The 18,176-nt window shown below is 65.5% G+C and carries 17 protein-coding genes and 1 tRNA gene; 8 read left to right on the forward strand and 10 right to left on the reverse strand.

The features are described 5' to 3' along the window. Positions 1-32 precede the first annotated feature (32 nt). Genes fdhF through KRX52_RS04095 form a run of 3 tightly spaced genes read left to right on the forward strand, consistent with a single transcriptional unit; the run spans position 33 to position 3,983 of the window. Positions 33-2,129 carry a formate dehydrogenase subunit alpha gene (gene fdhF / locus KRX52_RS04085; RefSeq protein ID WP_217679891.1) on the forward strand — a complete coding sequence of 699 codons (2,097 nt, stop codon included), beginning with the start codon at positions 33-35 and terminating at the stop codon, positions 2,127-2,129. Then, entirely contained in the window at positions 2,116-3,150 is a 1,035-nt protein-coding gene (locus tag KRX52_RS04090; RefSeq protein WP_217679892.1) for a 4Fe-4S dicluster domain-containing protein, read from the forward strand. Before fdhF ends, KRX52_RS04090 begins: the two co-directional genes overlap by 14 nt. After that, complete coding sequence (locus KRX52_RS04095) at positions 3,138-3,983, forward strand: iron-sulfur cluster-binding protein (protein ID WP_217679893.1); 846 nt, start codon at positions 3,138-3,140, stop codon at positions 3,981-3,983. Before KRX52_RS04090 ends, KRX52_RS04095 begins: the two co-directional genes overlap by 13 nt. 48 nt (positions 3,984-4,031) lie before the next feature. On the opposite strand, the gene KRX52_RS04100 is transcribed toward KRX52_RS04095, so the two are convergent. Further along, positions 4,032-4,520 carry a CBS domain-containing protein gene (locus KRX52_RS04100; RefSeq protein WP_217679894.1) on the reverse strand — a complete coding sequence of 163 codons (489 nt, stop codon included), beginning with the start codon at positions 4,518-4,520 and terminating at the stop codon, positions 4,032-4,034. Positions 4,521-4,754: 234 nt separating this feature from the next. On the opposite strand from KRX52_RS04100, the gene KRX52_RS04105 reads away from it, so the two are divergent. Beyond that, positions 4,755-5,426 (forward strand): dienelactone hydrolase family protein, encoded by a 672-nt coding sequence (locus tag KRX52_RS04105; protein ID WP_217679895.1) that lies wholly within the window; start codon positions 4,755-4,757, stop codon positions 5,424-5,426. A 43-nt stretch (positions 5,427-5,469) separates the two neighbouring features. Here the strand turns inward: KRX52_RS04105 and phaC are convergent, their stop codons facing one another. From phaC to phbB, 3 genes are all read right to left on the reverse strand, one after another. Continuing rightward, positions 5,470-7,176 carry a class I poly(R)-hydroxyalkanoic acid synthase gene (phaC, locus tag KRX52_RS04110; RefSeq protein ID WP_217679896.1) on the reverse strand — a complete coding sequence of 569 codons (1,707 nt, stop codon included), beginning with the start codon at positions 7,174-7,176 and terminating at the stop codon, positions 5,470-5,472. A gap of 88 nt (positions 7,177-7,264) precedes the next feature. Next, positions 7,265-8,443 (reverse strand): acetyl-CoA C-acetyltransferase, encoded by a 1,179-nt coding sequence (locus tag KRX52_RS04115; protein ID WP_217679897.1) that lies wholly within the window; start codon positions 8,441-8,443, stop codon positions 7,265-7,267. 87 nt (positions 8,444-8,530) lie between these two features. Then, positions 8,531-9,274 carry an acetoacetyl-CoA reductase gene (gene phbB, locus KRX52_RS04120; protein WP_217679898.1) on the reverse strand — a complete coding sequence of 248 codons (744 nt, stop codon included), beginning with the start codon at positions 9,272-9,274 and terminating at the stop codon, positions 8,531-8,533. A gap of 483 nt (positions 9,275-9,757) precedes the next feature. Here phbB and KRX52_RS04125 point away from each other — a divergent pair, with 483 nt between their 5' ends. Beyond that, a complete protein-coding gene (locus tag KRX52_RS04125; RefSeq protein ID WP_217679899.1) occupies positions 9,758-10,327 on the forward strand; it encodes a phasin family protein in 570 nt (189 codons plus the stop codon). Positions 10,328-10,410: 83 nt separating this feature from the next. Here KRX52_RS04125 and phaR read toward each other — a convergent pair whose 3' ends face one another. From phaR to KRX52_RS04140, 3 genes are all read right to left on the reverse strand, one after another. Continuing rightward, entirely contained in the window at positions 10,411-10,932 is a 522-nt protein-coding gene (phaR, locus tag KRX52_RS04130) for a polyhydroxyalkanoate synthesis repressor PhaR (protein ID WP_217679900.1), read from the reverse strand. Positions 10,933-11,017: 85 nt separating this feature from the next. Beyond that, positions 11,018-11,533, reverse strand: a complete 516-nt coding sequence (locus KRX52_RS04135; protein WP_217679901.1) for an O-acetyl-ADP-ribose deacetylase — start codon at positions 11,531-11,533, stop codon at positions 11,018-11,020. A gap of 67 nt (positions 11,534-11,600) precedes the next feature. Continuing rightward, the gene (locus KRX52_RS04140; RefSeq protein WP_217679902.1) at positions 11,601-13,433 is read right to left on the reverse strand and encodes an ABCB family ABC transporter ATP-binding protein/permease; all 1,833 of its coding nucleotides are present in this window, start codon (positions 13,431-13,433) and stop codon (positions 11,601-11,603) included. A gap of 319 nt (positions 13,434-13,752) precedes the next feature. Between KRX52_RS04140 and KRX52_RS04145 the strand changes: the two genes are divergently transcribed. Beyond that, complete coding sequence (locus KRX52_RS04145; RefSeq protein WP_217679903.1) at positions 13,753-14,151, forward strand: PA2779 family protein; 399 nt, start codon at positions 13,753-13,755, stop codon at positions 14,149-14,151. Further along, on the forward strand, positions 14,136-15,098 hold the full coding sequence (locus KRX52_RS04150) for a PA2778 family cysteine peptidase (protein WP_217679904.1): 963 nt from the start codon (positions 14,136-14,138) through the stop codon (positions 15,096-15,098). The genes KRX52_RS04145 and KRX52_RS04150 overlap by 16 nt, the downstream gene beginning before the upstream one ends. Positions 15,099-15,158: 60 nt before the next feature. Here KRX52_RS04150 and KRX52_RS04155 read toward each other — a convergent pair whose 3' ends face one another. Then, the gene (locus KRX52_RS04155; protein WP_217679905.1) at positions 15,159-16,442 is read right to left on the reverse strand and encodes an NAD(P)/FAD-dependent oxidoreductase; all 1,284 of its coding nucleotides are present in this window, start codon (positions 16,440-16,442) and stop codon (positions 15,159-15,161) included. A 184-nt stretch (positions 16,443-16,626) separates the two neighbouring features. On the opposite strand from KRX52_RS04155, the gene KRX52_RS04160 reads away from it, so the two are divergent. Then, positions 16,627-16,703 (forward strand) — tRNA-Val (locus KRX52_RS04160). A gap of 99 nt (positions 16,704-16,802) precedes the next feature. Here the strand turns inward: KRX52_RS04160 and KRX52_RS04165 are convergent. After that, entirely contained in the window at positions 16,803-17,939 is a 1,137-nt protein-coding gene (locus KRX52_RS04165) for a tyrosine-type recombinase/integrase (protein WP_217679906.1), read from the reverse strand. Further along, positions 17,939-18,172, reverse strand: coding sequence for a hypothetical protein (locus KRX52_RS04170; RefSeq protein ID WP_217679907.1), 234 nt, complete (start codon positions 18,170-18,172; stop codon positions 17,939-17,941). The genes KRX52_RS04165 and KRX52_RS04170 overlap by 1 nt, the downstream gene beginning before the upstream one ends. Between the last annotated feature and the right edge of the window lie 4 nt (positions 18,173-18,176).

Raw genomic sequence — 18,176 nt, forward strand, 5'->3', positions numbered from 1 at the left:
TTGATAGGGATTTCATGGCAGGAGTGCCGGCGATGCAGGTGGTTCCGAGCATTTGCACGTTCTGCGGGGTGGGCTGCGGCATAGGGCTGCGGGTGGAGGGTCGTCGGGTGATCGGCGTCGAGCCGCAGCCGGGCCATCCGGTCAGCCAGGGCCAGCTGTGCAGCAAGGGCTGGTCTACCAGCTTCGCCATCGACACCGCCGACCGTCTGACCCGTCCACTGATCCGCGAAGCCGGCGGCTTCCGCCCGGCCAGCTGGGACGAGGCGCTGGGGCGGGTGGCCGGTGCCTTCCGCCAGGCGCTGGCGGAGAGCGGACCGGAGGCGGTGGGGGTGATCAGCTGCGCGCGGGCGACCAACGAGGACAACTACGCCGCGCAGAAATTCGCCCGCGCGGTGCTCGGCACCCACAACATCGACCACTGCGCGCGCATCTGCCACAGCCCTTCGGTGGCCGGCCTGTCGCTGACCCTCGGCTCCGGCGCGATGACTGGCAGCATCGCCGATATCGACGCGGCCGACCTGATCCTGCTGATCGGCACCGACACCACGGAAAACCACGCGATGATCGGCGCGCGCATCCTCCGCGCGCAGGCCCGCGGTGCCCGGTTGGTGGTGGTCGATCCGCGCCGCACGCGGCTCGCCCGGCTGGCCGACCAGCACATCCAGCTCAGGCTGGGCAGCAACATCGCCCTGCTCAACGGCCTGCTGCAGATCATCTTCGCCAACGGCTGGGAAAACCGCGCGTTCCTCGACGAACGCTGCGAGAACGTCGAGATCCTGCGCCAGCATGTCGCCGGCCTCACCCCTGAGCTGACCAGCGCACAGACTGGCGTGCCGGTGGCCGAGCTGGAGCGGCTGGCGCAGGCGGTGAGTCATGCCCAGGCGGCCTTCATTGCCTACGGGATGGGCATCACCCAGTTCCAGAGCGGCACCAACAACGTGGTGGCGGTTTCCAACCTGGCGCTGGTGTGCGGCCAGGTCGGCCGTCCCGGCGCAGGGATCTACCCGCTGCGCGGGCAGAACAACGTGCAGGGCGCCTGCGACATGGGTTGCCTGCCCAACGTCTATCCCGGCTATCAGCCGGCCACGAGCGCAGAGGTGCAGGCCAGGTTCGCCCAGGCCTGGGGCGTGCCGCTGCCGCAGGCGCCCGGCCTGACTTCGCTGGGCATGACCACGGCGGCGCTCGCCGGCGACTTCAAGGCGCTGATGATTATGGGCGAGGAGCCGGTGCTCACGGACCCGGACCAGCACCACGTCGAGCGCGCCCTGCGCGCCCTGGATTTCCTGGTGGTGGTCGAGCTGACGATGACCGAGACGGCCAAGCTGGCCGACGTGGTGCTGCCGGCGGCGTCCTTTGCCGAGAAGGACGGCACCTTCACCAATTGCGAGCGGCGGGTGCAGCGCATCCGCCGCGCAGTCGGCCCGCCCGGCGAGGCCTGGACCGACTGGCAGATCCTCGGCGCGCTGGCAGCGCGCATGGGCTATCTGGGGATGATCTGGGCCGATGCCCAGGCCATCTTCGATGAAATGGCCGCGCTGACGCCGCTCTTCTGCGCCATGAGCTATCCGGCGCTGGATATCCACCACGGCCTGCACTGGCCGTGCGATGCGGCCCATCCGCAAGGTTCGCCGCTGCTGCATGCACAGGGTTTCCCGCGCGGGCGCGGGCGGCTGCTGCCGGTGAGCCAGGTCGATCCGGACGAATGCCCGGATGCCGACTATCCGTTCTTCTTCACCACCCAGCGCCTGCACTTCCACTACGGCGGCGGCTCGATGACCCGCAAGTCGCCACTGCTGGAGCGGGAAACCCCGGCGGGGCTGCTGTTCATCCACCCACAGGACGCCGCCGACCTGCGCCTGCAGGACGGCCAGGGTGTGCGCCTGCGCTCGCGGCGCGGCACGCTGGAAACCCGCGCGCAGATCACCGACGACGTGCCACCCGGCACCCTGTCGATGCCGTATCACTTCCGCGAGGCGCCCTGCAACATCCTCACCAACAGCGCCCAGGACCCGCAGAGCAAGATGCCGGAGTTGAAGGCCTGCGCGGTGGCCATCGAGCCGCTGCCGCCGGGCGTGGCACCGCGTCTGGCAACTGCACTGGACCAGGAGGTTGGTGATGACCGCCTTTGAGCCTGTCTGTTACGCGCTGGACAGCGTCGAGCGCCTGCGTGCCCATCTGGCAGGCGGGCGCAACCTGTACGAGGTACGCGAGGACGGCCAGGGCGGGCGGCACTGGCAGTGCCTGGCGGCGGACGACGCGCAGCTTTTCGTGCCCCAGCGCGAGCCGCCACCGTTCTCGGCCAAGGCGTTCTTCTTCGCCGAGCGCGAGGCGATATTCCGCTTCGAGGGCGAGCGTTTCGTCGCCTGCACCCCCGCGGTGCCGGCGCAGGTGCTGTTCGGCCTGCATGCCTGCGACCTGGCCGCCATCGCCTATCAGGACCAGTTCTTCGCCGCCGATGGGCATTACCAGACGCGCCGTGCGGCGACCTTGCTGGTCGGCCTCGACTGTCGCAGCAGCTGCAGCCAAGGCTTCTGCACGCTGGTCGACAGCGGCCCGGATGTGCGCGCCGGCACGGTCGACCTGATTCTGCTGCCGACCGATGCCGGCTGGCTGCTGCTGGCCGCCTCGGCGGCCGGTGCCGCGGCGGTCGCCGACCTCGGCCTGCCGCCTGCCGGCCTTGACTGGCAGGCGGAGCGGGCGGCCAATCGCCAGCGCGTGGCGAGCGAGCAGGGCGACGGGCAATGGCTGCAGGCTGGCATCGCCGCGATCAATGCCGGCCAGGTCGATGCCGCGACCTGGGACAGTCTCGGTCTGCGCTGTCTGGTCTGCTCCGGCTGCACCACGGTGTGCCCGACCTGCTCCTGCTTCGCCCCGTTGGAGCGTCAGCTGCCGGGTGGGGCCGTGCAGCACGAGCGGGTCTGGGATTCGTGCCTGTACGAGGGCTTCCAGAAGGAGGCGAGCGGGCACAACCCCAGCGCCACGCCGGGGCAGCGGGTGCAGCGCTTCTGGCAGCACAAGTTCGGCGCGGGCTTTCGCCGCGAATTCGGTCGCTACGGCTGCATCGGCTGCGGGCGCTGCGATCAGGTCTGCCCCGGCGGCATCGGCGTGCATGCCGTCATGCACAAGGTAGGGAAACCATGCTCGAACTGACGCCGCGCGCCCTGCGCCTGCTGGATTGCTACGACGACGGCGAGGAGGCCCGGCACTTTCGCCTGCGCATCGAACAGCCGCAGGCGGGAGATCGGGCGGTGATTCCCGGGCAGTTCTTCATGCTCGGCCTGCCGGGGCTGGGCGAGGCGCCGTTCACCTATGTCAGCCCGCCGAATGGCGCGGGCGAGTTCAGCGCGCTGATCCGGCGCAGCGGTCGGCTGACTGCGCAGCTGTTCGAGCGGACGCCTGGCGCCGTGTTCGGCTATCGCGGCCCGTTCGGCAAGGGCTGGCCGCTGCTGCTCGGCGCGCGGCGCGTGCTGGTGGTTGCCGGTGGCTGCGGGTTGGCGCCGCTGGCTGGCTGGATCGAGGAAGCCTTGCGCCATCCCGCGCCACCGCACGTGCGGGTGCTCTACGGTGCGCGCCACGCCGCGGCTCAGGTGCTCGAGCGTGAACGGGCGCGCTGGCGAGCGGCGCTGCCGCTGATCGAAACCCTCGACCAGGGTGGGGCCGAGGCATTGCGCGGCTCGCCGCTGGCCCAGCTGGACCGCCTGTTCGCCGAGGAAGTGCCGCAGGTGGTGCTGTGCTGCGGCCCGGAGGGGTTCATGCTGGCGATCGCCAAGGCCTGCGTGCGGCGCGGGGTGGCGGTCGACAGCATCTGGCTGTCGGTGGAGCGGCGCATGCACTGCGCTGTGGGACTCTGTGGGCACTGTTACATTGCCGACAGCTACGCCTGTGTCGATGGGCCGACCTATCGCTACGACCACTACCTGACGTTGCTCGCGCGGGGCAATGGCCGCGGCGCGCTTGGCGAGCTGGGGGTGGGGCCTTGCTGAAGCCAGGATCGCCTCGCGGCGAATCCGGGCCGGTTGTGCCGGGCCAAGCTACATGCCCTTGTCGGGGATGTTAATCGGCAGGCTCGGCGTGGTGATGTGATTGAAGGCCTCCAGCGCTTCCCGCCAGTCCTCGGGAGCTGCCTGTACACTGGCGCCGGACATACGGAGGCCATGGAGGATGTCGGACATGGCGACCATGCCATGCAGCTCGCCATCGCTGCCGATCACCGGCAGGCGGCGCACTTTCCGGTCCGCCATCATGTGCAGCGCCTCGTGCACGTCGGTGTCGTCGTGGCAGGTATATAGGTTGTGCTTGCCGGTCAGCTCGCCGGCTTGCAGTTCCCACAGCGGCTGGTGCCGTTCGGCTGCCAGCAGGGCGATATCGCGGTCGGTGACTATCCCGATGGGATGATTGGCCTGATCGATCACGGCGATGGCGCCGCAATCGTTCTGCGCCATCAGTTGCGCGGCTACCTCCAGGCTGTCGCTGGTATGACAGCATTGGACCGGCTTATGCATTACCTCGCAGACGTTCATGATCCCGCTCCTTCATCTGGGCCATCGTGGGCAACCCTTGCCAGCGGTGACCGGGCGAATGAACCCGTATGTTCCTGACGAGAACAGGATCTTTCATTGGGCGCTGCTGCGGCGCGGCTGCCTTGATATTGATCAAGTGTGGGCTTGTTGTCCGCTGGCGCTGCGACCCAGCATCTAGACTTCTTGCAGAGTTTCGATGGCCAAGGCTGGCAACTCGATCAGTGAGGTGGAGTCATGAGCAAAATCCCCAAGCCAGCGCAGCGTAGCCTGAGCCTCGAAGTCGGGGATGTGCTGCTGCAGGGCGATCTGACGCTACCGGACGCGGCCGAAGGTCTGGTGCTGTTCGCCCATGGCAGCGGCAGCAGCCGCTTCAGTCCGCGCAACCAGCAGGTGGCGCGCTACTTCAACGACCTCGGCCTGGCCACCCTGCTGCTCGATCTGCTCACCGAGGACGAGCAGGATATCGACGAGGTGACCCGTCAGTTCCGTTTCGACATTGCGCTGCTGGCGCGACGCCTGACGGGAGTGCTCGACTGGCTGCAGCAGACGGAGCAATTGCAGGAGCTGGTCATCGGCCTGTTCGGTGCCAGTACCGGTGCTGCCGCCGCACTGATCTGCGCGGCGCAGCGGCACCACGTGGTAGCGGCAGTGGTCTCGCGCGGCGGGCGTACCGATCTGGCTGGGGATGCACTGGAGCATGTCCACGCGCCCAGCCTGCTGATCGTAGGTGGAGAGGATGACGAGGTGCTCGCCCTCAACCGGGCGAGCCTGGCGCAGCTGACGGGGATCAAGCGCCTGGAGGTGGTGCCCGGCGCGACCCACCTGTTCGAGGAGCCGGGCAAGCTACTGGTGGTGGCGGAGCTGGCCGGGGAGTGGTTCCTGCGCTATCTGCGGCAGGTGCCTTGAGAGGGGGCGTCCCCGACCGGTTGGCCGGGGACGGCGCAGCGGCTCAGTCGCGCTGCAGGACGTACTGGCCGGGAGCCGCTTCCAGCGGCGGGTAGTCGGCGGAGCCGAGGTTGGTGGTTGCCTGGACGCGCTCGCCGGCGGTCTTGCTCAGCCACTCGGTCCAGTCGCCCCACCAGCTGCCGGCATGCTCCTCGGCACTGGCCATCCAGTTGTCCGGGTCGCCCTGCAGTTCGGCGTTGGTCCAGTAGCTGCGCTTCTTCTTTGCCGGCGGATTGATCACCCCGGCGATGTGCCCGGAGGCGCCGAGGATGAAACGGGTCGGCCCCTTGAGCAGACGACTGCTGGCAAAGGCACCACGCCAAGGCACGATGTGATCCTCGCGGGTACCGACCAGGTAGGTCGGCATGTCCAGCTTGCCCAGGTCGAGGGTTTCGCCGCAGATCTGTTGCTTGCCGCTCTTCAGGTCGTTCTGCAGGTAGGTGTGGCGCATATACCAGCAGTACATCGGGCCGGGCAGGTGGGTGCTGTCGTTGTTCCAGTACAGCAGATCCAGCGGACGCGGCTTCTGGCCCTTGAGGTACTTCTCGACGCCGTAGTTCCACCACAGCTCGTTGGGCCGCAGCAGGGAGAAGGTGTTGCCCATGTCCTCGCCGCGGAACAGGCCGTAGTTGCCGCCGCCACCGCCAATGGTGCGCTCGCGGTAACTGATGATCTCCTCGTCGACGAAGACGTTGAGCACGCCGGCATCCTCGAAGTCGAGGAGGGTGACCAGCAGGGTCAGGCTCGCCGCCGGCTTCTCGCCACGGGCGGCGAGCACGCCCAGACCGCAGCTCAGCAGGGTGCCGCCGACGCAGTAGCCGAGCAGGTTGAGCTGCTCCTGCCCGCTGATGGCTTGGGTGACCTTGATGGCCTCGATGATGCCTTTCTCGACGTAGTCGTCCCAGGTGGCATTGGCGATGCTTGCGTCGGCATTGCGCCAGGACACCAGGAACACCGGGTGGCCCTGCTCCAGGGCATAGCGCACCAGCGAGCTTTCCGGTTGCAGGTCGAGGATGTAGAACTTGTTGATCGCCGGCGGCACGATCAGCAGCGGACGCTTGAACTGGGTCTCGCTCTGCGGCGCGTACTGGATCAGCTGGAGCAGCGGATTCTGGAAAACCACCTGGCCGGGGGTGGTGGCCAGATTGACACCGACCTCGAAGGCCGCGCTGTCGCACTGGCGCAGCTTGCCTTCCTGCATATCACTGGCCAGGTGCAGCAGGCCGCTGAACAGGCTGGCACCCTGGGTCGCCACCGCGCGCTCGAGGGCTTCCGGGTTGCTGTTCAGGTAGTTGCTCGGCGCGCCGGCAGCGATCAGCTGTTCGACCAGGAAGGACAGGCGCTGACGCATCTTGCTGGACTCGATCGGCAACTCGTCGAGCAGGCGCATGAGGAAGCGCGAGTTGAGCAGATAGAGCGCCGCCAGCGAGCCGAACAATGGCTGGCTCCAGGCGTTGCCGGTAAAGCGCGAGTCGCTGAAAGTGAAGGGCTGCAGGGTCAGTACCTGCATGCCCAGTTGCGCCCATTCGCCGCTGTATTCCGCCTGCAGGCGGTCAAGGATGGCACTGTCCACCTCGAACCAGGCATCGGTGTTGTTGCCTTGGAACCACGGATTGTGGCGCACCCATGTGCGCAGTTGCTCGAGGGATGCGCGGGCGACGAAGGGCATGTTGGCCGAGAAAAAGGCCGTAAAGGGCGGGGCGTTATCCATTTCTTGTGTCCGCTATCAGGGGTTGCTGGTGTCCGACTGGCAACGCTCTCGCCCCGAAAGTGACCGGGGCGAGAACCTTCAGACCATATCAGCGTTCGATTGCCAGCGCGACGCCCTGACCGCCACCGATGCACAGGGTTGCCAGGCCCTTGCGCAGGTCGCGGCGCTGCAGTTCATGCACCAGAGTCACCAGGATGCGGCAGCCGGAAGCACCGATCGGGTGGCCAAGGGCGATTGCGCCGCCGTTGACGTTGACCTTGTCGGTATCCCAACCCAGTTCCTTGTTGACGCTCAGCGCCTGCACGGCAAAGGCTTCGTTGGCTTCGACCAGGTCGAGGTCGTCGATGCTCCAGCCGGCCTTTTCCAGGCAGCGGCGAGTGGCCGAGACCGGGCCGATGCCCATGATCGCCGGGTCGACGCCCGCGCTGGCATAGGCGGTGATCTTCGCCAGGACCGGCAGTCCCAGTTCGGCGGCCTTCTTCGCGCTGGCCAGCAGCACCACCGCGGCGCCGTCGTTGAGGGACGAGGCGTTGCCGGCGGTGACGCTGCCGTCCTTGCTGAAGGCCGGTCTGAGCTTGCTCAGGCTGTCCAGGGTGGTGTCGCCGCGCGGCTGCTCGTCGGTGGCGAACACCAGCGGATCGCCCTTGCGCTGCGGGATCAGGATCGGGGTGATCTCGTCCTTGAAGCGACCGGCTTCGATGGCGGCGGCGGCCTTCTGCTGGGACGCGGCGGCGAAGGCGTCCTGCTGTGCCCGGCTGATATCGAAGCGCTGGGCCAGGTTCTCGGCAGTGACACCCATGTGGTAGTCGTTGAAGGCATCCCACAGGCCGTCTTGGATCATGCTGTCGACCAGCTCGGCATGGCCCATGCGCAGGCCGGTGCGGGCCTTGGGCAGGACGTAGGGCGACAGGCTCATGTTTTCCTGGCCACCGGCGATCACCAGTTCGGCATCGCCGCAGCGGATGGCCTGGACAGCCAGTTGCACGGCCTTGAGGCCGGAGCCGCAGACCTTGTTCAGGGTCAGTGCAGGCACCTCATGGGGCAGGCCGGCCTTGATCGCGGTCTGGCGGGCCGGGTTCTGGCCGGAGCCGGCGGCGAGGACCTGGCCAAGGATCACTTCGTCGATGGCGCTTGGCTGCACGCCAGTTTGCTCCAGCACCTGGCGGATCACCGCGGCGCCCAGGTCGGGGGCGGAAATGGAGCTCAGGCCGCCCTGGAAGCTGCCGATGGCGGTACGGGTAGCGGCGACAATGACAACATCGTTCATGGAAAAACCTCGACTACAAGCAAGAAGGGAGACGACCGCCCGGTCCGGCGAGGATGCCGGGCGGTCGCGAAGCGAGCCGGGGCCGACTCAGGCCATGTTCAGGCCGCCGTTGACCGAGAAGTCCGCGCCGGTGGCATAGGCGCCCTCGTCGGAGGCCAGCCAGGCGATCATCGAGGCGATCTCCTCCGCTTGGCCGAGGCGGCCGACCGGGATGCCGGAAACGATCTTCTCCATCACGTCCTCACGGATCACCGCGGTCATCTCGGTGCGAATGTAGCCCGGGGAAATGGTGTTGACGGTGACGCCCTTGCTGGCCACTTCCCGGGCCAGCGCCATGCTGAAACCATGGATGCCGGCCTTGGCTGCCGAGTAGTTGGTCTGGCCGAACTGGCCGCGCTGGCCGTTGACCGAAGAGATGTTGATGATGCGGCCCCAACCGCGCTCGACCATCGAGTCGACCACCTGCTTGGTGGTATTGAACAGGCCGTTGAGGTTGGTGGAAATCACCGCGCTCCAGTCCTGCGGGGTCATCTTCTTGAACGTGGTATCGCGAGTGATGCCCGCGTTGTTGACCAGCACGTCGATCTGGCCGACCTCCTCGCGCACCTTGGCGAAGGCGCGCACGGTGTCGTCCCAGTCGGTGATGTCGCTGCTCATGCAATGAAATTCGAAACCGTCCTGCTGCTGTTGCTCCAGCCAGGCATCCTTGCGGGTCGACTGCGGGCTGCAGCCAACCACCACTACAAATCCGTCACGGGCCAGGCGACGGCTGATTGCCGTGCCGATGCCACCCATACCGCCAGTCACCAGTGCAATACGCTTGTTGGTCATTGTCTTGACTCCAGTGGTGAGTTGAAAACCGGGACATCCCTGCCGGATCGGGCGGCGCATGCAGCGCCGACCTGCGGTCTAGCTTTCGGGTTTGTTCTGCTTGGGTCCCGATGGTTCAACATTGCTTGTGGGTTGTTACGTTTTTTTGAACGACTCTGGGACGAACGAGCACTCCCAGTGCCGCTATTTCGCGGTCTTGCGACTGTTGCTGTGCAAAATCGGCTGGCTTCCCTGGGTCTTTTGATCACCTCGCGTTCACAGGATCGTCACGTCTTGTTGCTATTTCAGAGGGCTTGATCACGTTTTGCGGAGATCTTGCGCCGGATTGTCACTTGCTGAAGTGGGTGAGAAATTTTTTGTGCGGTGCAAAAAAACAGTTGCGCGGCGGTCGGGAATCGCCAAGAATAGATTTGCGTGTCGGGTGAATGAATTCACAACAGCACGGCTTTCCCGACCTTGATTTCATCCTCTGGAGATTCATTCATGTCCTTTTTCGATTCGGAAAAACTGCAAGCCGCTCAGAAAACCAACCTCGAAGTGCTCGAGCAGGTGAATGGCAAGGTGCTCAAGGGTCTCGAGCAGCTCAGCCGCCTGCAGATCGCCGCGCTTCGCTCCGCCAGCGAGGAGCACTTCGAAAACGCCCGCAAGCTGCTCACCGTTCGTGATCCGCAAAGCTTCACCTCCGTATTCAGTGCCTTCGCCAATCCGGCCCATCAAGCCGAGCGCCTGCTGGAGTTCAACCGCCAGGTGTACGACCTGTTCTCCAGCACTCAGGCCGACATCGCCAAGCTCGGTGAGCGTCAGGTTGCCCAGAACGCCCAGCAGGTGCAGGAACTGGTAGAGGAAATTGCAAAGAATGCGCCAGCTGGCTCCGAGTCGGCCGTGGCTGTGCTGAAGACTGCGGTCGAGACGGCCAGCAACGTCTACGAAAGCGCGCAGAAAACCGCCAAGCAGGCGGCTGAAATCGCCGAAAACGGTATCGCCGCAGCTGCTTCGGCAGCCGGTCAGGCGACCCGTGATGCCACCAAGGCGGCTGGTGCGGCTCGCAAGTAAGCCAAGCCTGACGAATGCACAAAGCCCCGGTCATGCCGGGGCTTTGTGCATATTTGGTGCAGAGTGCTGTCCAGCTGTGCGAATCAGGACTTGTCGTCGTCCTTGTCCTTGTCGCCGCGACCCGCCGTGCCGGGGAAGCCTGGGAACATGCCGAACAGATTCTGCGTGTTCAGGTACAGCTGCTTCGACTGCTCCACATACTGCCCCATCAGCTTCTGCATCGTCGGTATCTGGCTGTGCATGAAGTCGTTCCACGCCTGCGACGATTGCTGGCCGGTCTGGGCCTGAATGTCGACGACCGCCTGGATGCTCTTGTCCAGGTAACTGCCGAGCATGCCCTGGAAGGGGCCGTAGAAGCGGATGATCCCTTTGAGCATTTCGCTGGAGAAGATGGGCTCGCCGTCGCTCTCGGCTTCCTGAATGATCTGCAGCAGGATGCTGCGAGTCAGATCTTCGCCGGTCTTGGCATCCACCACCTGGAATGATTCTTCCTGAATGACCAGCTTGCGGATATCACTCAGCGTGATGTGGGTGCTGGTCTGCGTGTCGTAGAGACGACGGTTGGCGTATTTCTTGATCAGGCGGACATGGTTCCGATCAGGCATGCTGCGGACTCTCGGGCAAGGGCAGGGTTTGATTCATGTTAACCCAAAACCGGACGCCTCGAATCGCGGCTTGCTGGGCTCGTGCTCAGGCTTTTGCTCCGAGGATGCGGGTATACACCGCGAGATCGGCAGCGGAAAAACAGCAGAACGCGACCGACTCGATGCTGGGGTGGGTCGCCAATGCCGAGCGGACCGTGGCCACCGCAATGGCTGCGGCCTCCTCGACGGGGTAGCCGTAGATGCCGGTGCTGATGTTGGGAAATGCCAGGCTGCGCGCTCCGGCCTCGGCTGCGATCGCGAGCGCGCGCCGGTAGCAGGAGGCGAGCAGGTCCGCCTCGTGGCGGTTGCCGCCCTGCCAGACGGGGCCGACCGTGTGCACGACGAATCTTGCCGGCAGACGATAGCCGCGGGTCAGTTTGGCATCGCCGGTGTCGCAGCCGCCGAGGCGGCGGCATTCCTCCACGAGTTGCGGCCCGCCCGCGCGCAGGATGGCGCCGGAGACGCCTCCGCCGCCGAGTAGCGAAGGATTGGCGGCGTTGACGATGGCGTCGACCGCCAGGGTGGTGATGTCGGCCTGGATGGCGTGCAGTTTTCCGGGCATGACGGGTGCTCGCAGCGGTGTCGGGTCGTGTCTGACCTTAGGCCATCGGCGCCGGCCGTGCGCGGCGTCACAAGTGCTGCCGCTCCGCTGCCGACTGCTCCGCGCGCTGCTGCTGCAGGCGCCACATCTGGGCGTACTGGCCGTTCAGGGCCAGTAGTTGCGGGTGGCTGCCACGTTCGGCGATGCGTCCATCGTCCATCACCAGGATCTGGTCGGCATTCATCACCGTGGACAGGCGGTGGGCGATGACCAGGGTGGTACGGCCGACCTGGATGCGCTCCAGTTCGGCCTGGATGGCGCGCTCGGACTGCGAGTCCAGCGCCGAGGTGGCTTCGTCGAAGATCAGGATCGCGGGGTTCTTGAGGATGGCGCGGGCGATTGCCACGCGCTGCTTCTCGCCGCCGGAGAGCTTGAGGCCGCGCTCGCCGACCTGAGTGTCGTAGCCGTCCGGCAGGCTCTGCACGAAGTCGTGGATGTGCGCGGCACGGGCAGCGGCTTCAACCTCGGCGCGACTGGCGTCGGGGCGGCCGTAGAGGATGTTGTAGTAGATGCTGTCGTTGAACAGCACGGTGTCCTGCGGAACGATGGCGATGGCCCCGCGCAACGAGGCCTGGGTCAGCTGGCGCAGGTCGTGACCGTCGATGGTGATGCGCCCGCCATCCACGTCGTAGAAGCGGTATAGCAGGCGCGCCAGGGTCGACTTGCCGCAGCCGGAGTGGCCGACCACCGCCACCGTGCCGCCGGCGGGGATTTCAAAGTCGATGTCGTGGAGGATCTGCCGGCGCGGATCGTAGCCGAAGCGCACGTCCTCGAAGCGCACCCTTGGCTGGGTGGTGACCAGCGGGGTGGCGTCCGGCGCGTCCTGCACATCCTGGCGCTCATCGAGCAGGCCGAACAGGCGCTCCATGTTGGTGAGTGCCTGCTTGACCTCGCGGTACATCATGCCGAGCAGGAACAGCGGGGCGGAGAGCTGGAGCAGGTAGGCGTTGACCAGCACCAGATCGCCAACCGTCATGCTGCCGTCCACTACGCCGTCGGCGGCTAGCCACATCATTGCGGTGACGCCAACCGAGACCACGGCAGCCTGGCCCAGGTTGAGCGCGGCCAGGCTGGTGGTGGCCTTGACCTTGGCATTCTCCAGGTGGCGCAGATTCTCGTCGTAGCGCGCCGCCTCGTGCTCCTCGTTGTTGAAGTACTTGACCGTCTCGTAGTTGAGCAGCGAGTCCACGGCGCGCTCGTTGGCGCGGGTGTCGGCCTCCACGGAGGCGCGGTAGTAGCGGGTGCGCCATTCGGTGACGGCGAAGGTCCACAGGCCGTAGACCAGCAGGGTGGCGAGGGTGATGGCGGCGAAGCGCCAGTCGTAGGCCCACACCAGCACGGCGGTGACCAGAATCACCTCCAGAAGGATCGGGATGATCGAGTACAGAGTCCAGTCGAGCAGGTCGGCGATGGCGCTGCCGCCGCGCTCGACATCGCGCGCCACGCCGCCGGTACGCCGGCCGAGGTGGAACTTCAGGCTGAGGCCGTGCAAGTGGCGGAATACCTGCAGGGTGACTTGCCGCGAGGTGCGTGCCATGACCCGGGCGAACACCACCTGGCGCAGCTCGGTGAACAGGGTAACGCCGATGCGCGAGGCGCCGTAGGCCAGCAGCAGGCCGACCGGCAGCAGCAATAGGCTGGGCGCGACGTTGAGACCGTCGACGATCTGCTTGAGCGCCATCGGCACCAGCAGGTTGAGCAGTTTGGCGGCAACCACCAGGCCCAGGGCCAGCAGGATGCGCCCCAGATAAGGACGCAGGTAGGGCAGCAGGTCGCGGACCACGGCAAAGTCGCCGCGGGCTTGCTCGGCGCGCTTGATGGGTGGGGTGTCGGCTGGTTCTGGGGTATTGCTGGACGTCATCGTCACCGGGTTCCTGTGGCGCTTGGCGAGGCGGGTTGGCTCGGCAAGTCGATTCATCGGGGTGGGCTATGCTGGGCGGGTCACGGCCATCGTGCAACGTGAAAAGGTGCTGCTCCGTCAGGTGTCAGGAGAGAGGTTCTGCTCATCGACATCACTGAGCTGCGATCGGTTGGCCATGTCTAGGGTGGACAGGTGCACATTGACATGGACGCGGGGGGTAGGGCGACACGGTACGGCCTCATAACCTATTCTGCTTAGGAACCCTGCTGTCCTGTATGGGTCAGAGCGGATCCACAGGAATCAATAAAAGGAGTGTCCCATGTTCAAGCGAGCAGTTTCTCGTCGACTGGCTGCCCTGCTGGCGGCTTCCCAGCTGTTGCTGGTGGCTCAGGTGCCGGTAGCGCAAGCGGCGATGATTGGCACCGCGGAAGTCCTGCAGGCGCAGCAACAGCAGGTCGACCGCCAGCAGCTGTTGAGCATGCTGGAGGATCGGGGGGTTCAGGACAAGCTGGCGTCCCTGGGGGTCGAGCGTGATCAGGTCGAACAGCGCATCCAGAGCCTGACCAACGCCGAGCTGGCGCAGTTCAATCAACAGCTCAGCGAGGCGCCGGCGGGCGGCATCATCGGCATCATTGTGTTGTTTCTGGTGATTTTCATTATTACCGACCTGCTGTGTGCAACGGATATCTTCAGCTTCGTCAAATGCATCAATCGTTGAGGCTGAAGGCACTCGGCTTGTTGCTGGCCGGCCTGCTGCTCGGCGGCTGCGCGCGTTCGCCGCAGCTGCCGGCAGAGGTTGGTCTGTTGCCGGAGCGGGTCGAGCTGAGTGACGTGCCGTTCTTCCCGCAGGCCGAGTACCAGTGCGGCCCTGCCGCGCTGGCGACCATGCTCAATCAGCGCGGCGTGATCACCACGCCGGGCTTGCTCAAGGATCGGGTATTCCTGCCCGGACGCGAGGGCAGCCTGCAGGTCGAGCTGGTGGCGGCAGCGCGCGACAACGATCTGCTGGTCTACCCGCTGGCGCCGCGGCTGGATGCCCTGTTGGCCGAAGTGGCGGCGGGGAACCCGGTGCTGGTGCTGCAGAACCTGGCGTTCGACTGGTATCCGCGCTGGCACTTCGCGGTGCTGGTGGGCTACGACCGGCACAGGCGCGAGCTGATCCTGCGCTCCGGGACCACCCGGCGCTGGGTGACCGACTTCGCCAGCTTCGACGCGACCTGGGCACGTGGCGGACGCTGGGCGGTGCTGACCCTGCCTCCGGAGAGGTTGCCGGCGCAGGCCGAGCTGCGCCCCTGGTTGCAGGCCGCTGCCGATCTGGAGCAGACCGGGCACGCGCGTGCCGCCGGTCGTGCCTATCAGGCTGCCGTGCAGCAATGGCCAGGTGAGGGAATGGGCTGGTTTGCGTTGGGCAATGCCCGCTACGCGACTAAGGATTTCTCCGGGGCGCAGGCCGCGCTGCGGCAGGCCGTCTCGGTCGAGCCGTCGCTGGCGCCGGGGTGGGGCAATCTGGCCCATGTGCTGGCGGAGCAGGGGTGTGCCGGACAGGCTGAGCAGGCGCAGCGGTGCGCGCGCCGGCTGGCGCCGCAGGATGCGCACTTGCGCGAAGTGCTGCCGGCTATCGGGGGCGGCCGGGCCTGCCCGAGCCTGCCGGCCTGCCCGCAGTAGTGGCGAATGTCCAAGGAGCAACGGCACCCGAAGGTGCCGTTGCTCCTTGGACGGGTTTGTTCAGATTCCCAGCCGGTCGCGCAGCTGGTAGTACCAGGCTCCCAGTGCGGTGAACGGCACCCGCAACAGCCGGCCGCCGGGGAAGGGATAGTGGCGCAGGCCGGCAAAGGCGTCGAAACGTTCGGCCTGGCCGCGCAAGGCCTCGGCCAGCACTTTGCCGGCCAGGTGCGTGTAGGTCACCCCATGGCCGCTGCAGCCCTGCGAATAGTAGATGTTGTCGCCGAGCCGGCCGACTTGGGGCAGGCGCGACAGGGTCAGCAGGAAGTTGCCCGTCCAGGCGTAGTCGATCTTCACGTTCTTCAGTTGCGGGAAGGTCTTGAGCATCTTCGGTCGGATGATGGCTTCGATGTTGGCCGGGTCGCGGGCGCCGTAGACCACGCCGCCGCCATAGATCAGGCGACGGTCGGCGGACAGGCGGTAATAGTCGAGCAGATAGTTGCAGTCCTCGATGCAGTAGTCCTGCGGCAGCAGCGAACGGGCCAGCTCTTCGCCCAGCGGTTCGGTGGCGATCACCTGGCTGCCGCAGGGCATCGACTTGCCGGCCAGATCCGGCAGCAGGTTGCCCAGATAGGCGTTGCCGGCCACGACCAGGAACTTCGCCCGCACTTGCCCGTGCTCGGTATGGGCCACCGGATTGGCCCCGCGCTCGATGCGCAATACGGGCGACTGCTCGTGGATCACTCCGCCCAGCGCCTCCAGTGCCATCGCCTCGCCAAGCGCCAGGTTGAGGGGATGGATATGGCCGCCGCTGCGGTCGAGCAGTCCACCTATATAGTTGTCGGTTGCCACTACCTGGCGGATGCTCGGGCGGTCGAGCAGCTCCAGCTGGTTATGGCCATAGCGTTCCCAGAGATTTTTCTGCGCTTCCAGGTGCCGCATCTGTTGGCTGGTGAAGGCGGCGAATACTCCGCCGTTCTTGAGGTCGCACTGGATCTGGTAGCGTGCGATGCGCTCGCGGATGATCTGCCCGCCTTCGAAGGCCATCTGGCCCAGCAGCGCGGCGCTCTTCGCTGTGGTGCTGCGTTCAATCACGTCGATGTCGCGACTGTAGCTGTTGACGATCTGTCCGCCGTTGCGCCCGGAAGCGCCGAAGCCGACCTTGGCTGCCTCCAGTACGGTGACGCGGAAGCCGTGCTCGCGCAGAAACAGGGCGGTGGACAGTCCGGTATAGCCGGCGCCAATGATGCACACATCGGTTTCGCAGTCCCCTTGCAGTGCCGGGCGCTCGGGGGCTGGGGTGGCGGAAGAGGCGTAGTAGGATTGCGGATAGGGGGTGTGCGCCATTTTGCAACCTCTGTTGTATATCCTTTACGTGTGCTCGATCCTACGCGGGATTTTTCGGGGCTGCCAGTGGCCGAAGCCCGGAGCAAAAAGCGGGGCTTGGAAAAAGGTAGTGCGATTTCAGTAAGTTAGCGAAAAAAGATGTTGACAGGGTGAGGGGTGATCTCTAATATGTGCCCCACAACGCAGGCACATAGCTCAGTTGGTTAGAGCACCACCTTGACATGGTGGGGGTCGTTGGTTCGAATCCAATTGTGCCTACCAAACATCCCGTAGTTTACGGGGCTTAGAGGGCGATCCGAAAGGGTCGCCCTTTTTGTTTGGGCAAATTTTGGGAATATTTTGGGCAAACGTGGTGGCGTCTCACACCTTGAGGTCGGCACCCACCCGCTGATATTCCACCTCATCTTCGCCATGCCCTGACTGATAGTGCTCAGTCATCTTCACGTCGGCGTGGCCCATCAAAGCCTGGATGTACTCCTGCGGGAATCCCTGCTGCTCGTACAGCCATGCCCCCAGCGCGCGGATCTCATGGAAGGTCGGCCGCTCATCCTTCGGCAGGTGCTCATAGGCCTTGCTCTCGTCTCTCGCCTTGGCGAACTCCTTGGTCAGATATCCCGGCGTCACCGCGTTCAAGTGCGTCTTGGCGTCTAGCTGCTCGCGCTTGCGCGCCTTCGGCCGGTAGTGGATCAGGTAGGGGCAGTTGATGCGCGACCGCATGCACTCGCGCACCACGTCGCCCAGCGCCTCGCCCATGACGATCTCGAGGTGGATGGGGCTGCCGTAGTTCTGAGTCTTGCCCGGTGACACCCTGATCACGTTGCGCTCGAGGTCGACCGCATCCCGTCGCCAGGTGACGATGTCCTCGCGCCGTTGCAGGCTGACAAGCGCCAAGCGAATCGCGCGACCAAGCCAGTCCGGCGTGCCGGCATAGGCCAGGATCTTGTCCAGCCCATCCTTGGTGTGCCGCTGGCGCTTCTTCTCCGCCTCCCGCTTGAGCAGGGTCAGCTCGGCCACATTGCGCTCGGCCATGCCCTTGGCCACTGCAAAGGCGAACACCTGGATCATCAGGCCGCGGTGCTTCGTGTAGGCGTTGTTGCTGTACTGGTCCAGGTACTCGGCCACCGCCAGCACGTCGAGCTGGCCGACCATGCGGCTGCCCAGATCTTCCCGGTACCGCTCGAGCTTGAACTGGATCTCCTGGAGTGTGCGCGCGGCATACTCCCGATCGGGCAGCCACTCCCGTTCAAACCGGTCAAGCAGGCTGCGGAATGTCGGCGCCCGCTCGCCGGTGATCTCGGTCAGCAGGGCCCCGTCGTCGACCATCAGCGGCAACAGCTTGGCATTAGCCGCCCGGGCCAGCTTGATCGCTTCTGCCTGCGGCTTGTTGATGCTGGTCTTCTTCCCGGTAATCGGGTTCCTGTACTGCCAGTACTTCCCGTTGGGGTATAGGTTCGCCGGCAGGTTCCGGTTGCTGGTACTGCGCTTCCTTGGCGACATCAGGCCACCTCCAGCATCTTGGCCAGCAGCGGATCACTGGAACCGGTCAGCTCGGCCTGCAGGTCCACGAAGTACATCCCGCCTTTGATCTCTCCCACTACCTCTCCTTCCTCGATCCACTTCTTGAGCTGCTGCAGGCTAGGGTTCCGGCCTGCGTATCGCAGCTTGCGGTATTCGCCGACCTCCATGAGGCGCGGCATCTTGATGGTGATTTCTGCGAGCACTTTTGCCACGGCT

The organism is Geopseudomonas aromaticivorans (assembly GCF_019097855.1).
Taxonomy (GTDB): domain Bacteria; phylum Pseudomonadota; class Gammaproteobacteria; order Pseudomonadales; family Pseudomonadaceae; genus Geopseudomonas; species Geopseudomonas aromaticivorans.